Source organism: Flavobacterium sp. SOK18b (assembly GCF_014156605.1).
Lineage (GTDB): Bacteria > Bacteroidota > Bacteroidia > Flavobacteriales > Flavobacteriaceae > Flavobacterium > Flavobacterium tiangeerense.
On the sequence record NZ_QKNZ01000101.1, the window covers coordinates 1 to 2,972 of the forward strand.

Here is a 2,972-nt window from a genome sequence, read left to right on the forward strand (position 1 = left end):
TAACGAGCAGTTGTCGTTTGGATCCGTGCTATCTGTTTTTTCTTGTCCATCAGTTACGCCATCACCATCTGAATCTGCATTCAATGGGTTTGTGCCATCTGTAATTTCTTGAGCATTAGTAACCCCATCAGTATCACAATCCGCGGCATTCCAAGTTGCATTTGGTGCTACAGTTTGGCTAGCAATTAGTAATGAACAGTTGCTATTTGGATTAGTAGTATCCGTTTTCTCTTGTCCATCAGTTACACCATCATCATCTGTATCTGGATTCAATGGATTGGTTCCATCTGTAATTTCTTGGGCATTAGTAACTCCATCACCATCACAATCTGCGGCGTTCCAAGTTGTATTTGGTGCTAAGGTTTGGCTAATAATTAGTAATGAACAGTTGTCTTTTGGATTCGTATTGTCTGTTTTTTCTTTGCCATCAGTAACTCCATCTCCATCGGTATCTGCATTCAATGGGTTGGTTCCATCTGTGGCTTCTTGACCATCATTTATTCCATCATTGTCTGAATCGGCACTTAATGGATTGGTTCCGTTAGTGATTTCCTGACCATTAGTTACGCCATCAGTATCACAATCGGCGGCGTTCCAAGTTGCATTTGGTGTTAGCGTTTGGCTAGTAATTAGTAATGAACAGTTGCTATTTGGGTTCGTGTTATCCGTTTTCTCTTTACCATCAGTTACTCCATCGCCATCGGTATCTGCATTCAATGGGTTTGTGCCATCTGTAATTTCTTGGGCATTAGTAACTCCATCACCATCACAATCTGCGGCGTTCCAAGTTGCATTTGGCGTTAAAGTTTGACTCGCAATTAGTAATGAACAATTATTATTTGGATTTGTGTTATCTGTTTTTTCTTTGCCATCAGTAACTCCATCGCCATCGGTATCTGCATTCAATGGGTTAGTTCCATCTGTAATTTCTTGACCATCACTTACACCATCATTGTCTGAATCGGCACTCAATGGATTGGTTCCGTTGGTGATTTCCTGACCATTAGTAACCCCATCAGTATCACAATCCGCAGCATTCCAAGTTGCATTTGGTGCTAGCGTTTGACTTGCGATTACTAATGAGCAGTTGTCGTTTGGATTAGTATTATCCGTTTTCTCTTGTCCATCAGTTACACCATCACCATCTGTATCTGGATTCAATGGATTGGTTCCATCTGTAATTTCTTGGGCATTAGTAACTCCATCACCATCACAATCTGCGGCGTTCCAAGTTGCATTTGGTGCTAAGGTTTGGCTAGCAATTATTAAAGAGCAATTGTCTTTTGGATTCGTATTGTCTGTTTTTTCTTTGCCATCAGTAACTCCATCTCCATCGGTATCTACATTCAATGGATTGGTTCCATCTGTAATTTCTTGGGCATTAGTAACTCCATCACCATCACAATCTGCGGCGTTCCAAGTTGTATTTGGGGCTAAGGTTTGGCTAACAATTAGTAATGAACAGTTGTCTTTTGGATTCGTATTGTCTGTTTTTTCTTTGCCATCAGTAACTCCATCTCCATCTGTATCTGGATTCAATGGGTTGGTGCCATCTGTAGCTTCTTGACCATCATTTACTCCATCATTGTCTGAATCGGCACTCAATGGATTGGTTCCGTTAGTGATTTCTTGGGCATTAGTAACTCCATCAGTATCACAATCTGCGGAGTTCCAAGTTGTATTTGGTGTTAGCGTTTGGCTAGCAATTAGTAATGAACAGTTGCTATTTGGATTAGTAGTATCCGTTTTCTCTTTACCATCAGTTACTCCATCACCATCTGAATCTGGATTCAATGGATTGGTTCCATTTGTGATTTCTTGACTATTAGTAACCCCATCAGTATCACAATCTGCTGCATTCCAAGTTGCATCTGGCGTTAGCGTTTGGCTAGCTATTAGTAAAGAACAATTGTCGTTTGGATCCGTGCTATCTGTTTTTTCTTGACCATCAGTTACGCCATCTCCATCTGAATCTGCATTCAATGGATTGGTTCCATCTGTAGCTTCTTGTCCATCACTAACTCCATCATTGTCTGAATCGGCATTTAATGGATTGGTTCCGTTAGTGATTTCCTGACCATTAGTTACGCCATCAGTATCACAATCTGCGGCGTTCCAAGTTGCATTTGGTGTTAGCGTTTGGCTAGTAATTAGTAATGAACAGTTGCTATTTGGATTAGTGTTATCGGTTTTCTCTTTGCCATCAGTTACTCCATCACCATCAGTATCTGCATTCAATGGGTTCGTACCATCTGTAATCTCTTGGGCATTAGTAACCCCATCAGTATCACAATCTGCAACATTCCAAGTTGCATTTGGTGCTACAGTTTGGCTAGCAATTATTAAAGAGCAGTTGTCTTTTGGATTCGTATTGTCTGTTTTTTCTTTGCCATCAGTAACTCCATCTCCATCGGTATCTGCATTCAATGGGTTGGTTCCATCTGTGGCTTCTTGACCATCATTTACTCCATCATTGTCTGAATCGGCACTTAATGGATTGGTTCCATTTGTGATTTCTTGACCATTAGTAACCCCATCTCCATCGCAATCTGCGGTATTCCAAGTTGCAATTGGCGTTAAAGTTTGACTCGCAATTAGTAATGAACAATTATTATTTGGAGTCGTACCGTCTGCTTTTTCTTGTCCATCAGTTACTCCATCACCATCTGAATCTGCATTCAATGGGTTTGTGCCATCTGTAATTTCTTGAGCATTAGTAACCCCATCAGTATCACAATCCGCGGCATTCCAAGTTGCATTTGGTGCTAAAGTTTGACTCGCAATTAGTAACGAGCAGTTGTCGTTTGGATCCGTGCTATCTGTTTTTTCTTGTCCATCAGTTACGCCATCACCATCTGAATCTGCATTCAATGGGTTTGTGCCATCTGTAATTTCTTGAGCATTAGTAACTCCTTCACTATCACAATCTGCGGCGTTCGAAGTTGAATTTGGTGCTAAGGTTTGGCTAGCAA

1 pseudogene is annotated in these 2,972 nt (G+C 40.9%); it reads right to left on the reverse strand.

Annotated elements, in window-relative coordinates:
- A pseudogene (locus DNC80_RS16055) lies at nucleotides 1-2,972 on the reverse strand (hypothetical protein); the annotation flags it as partial.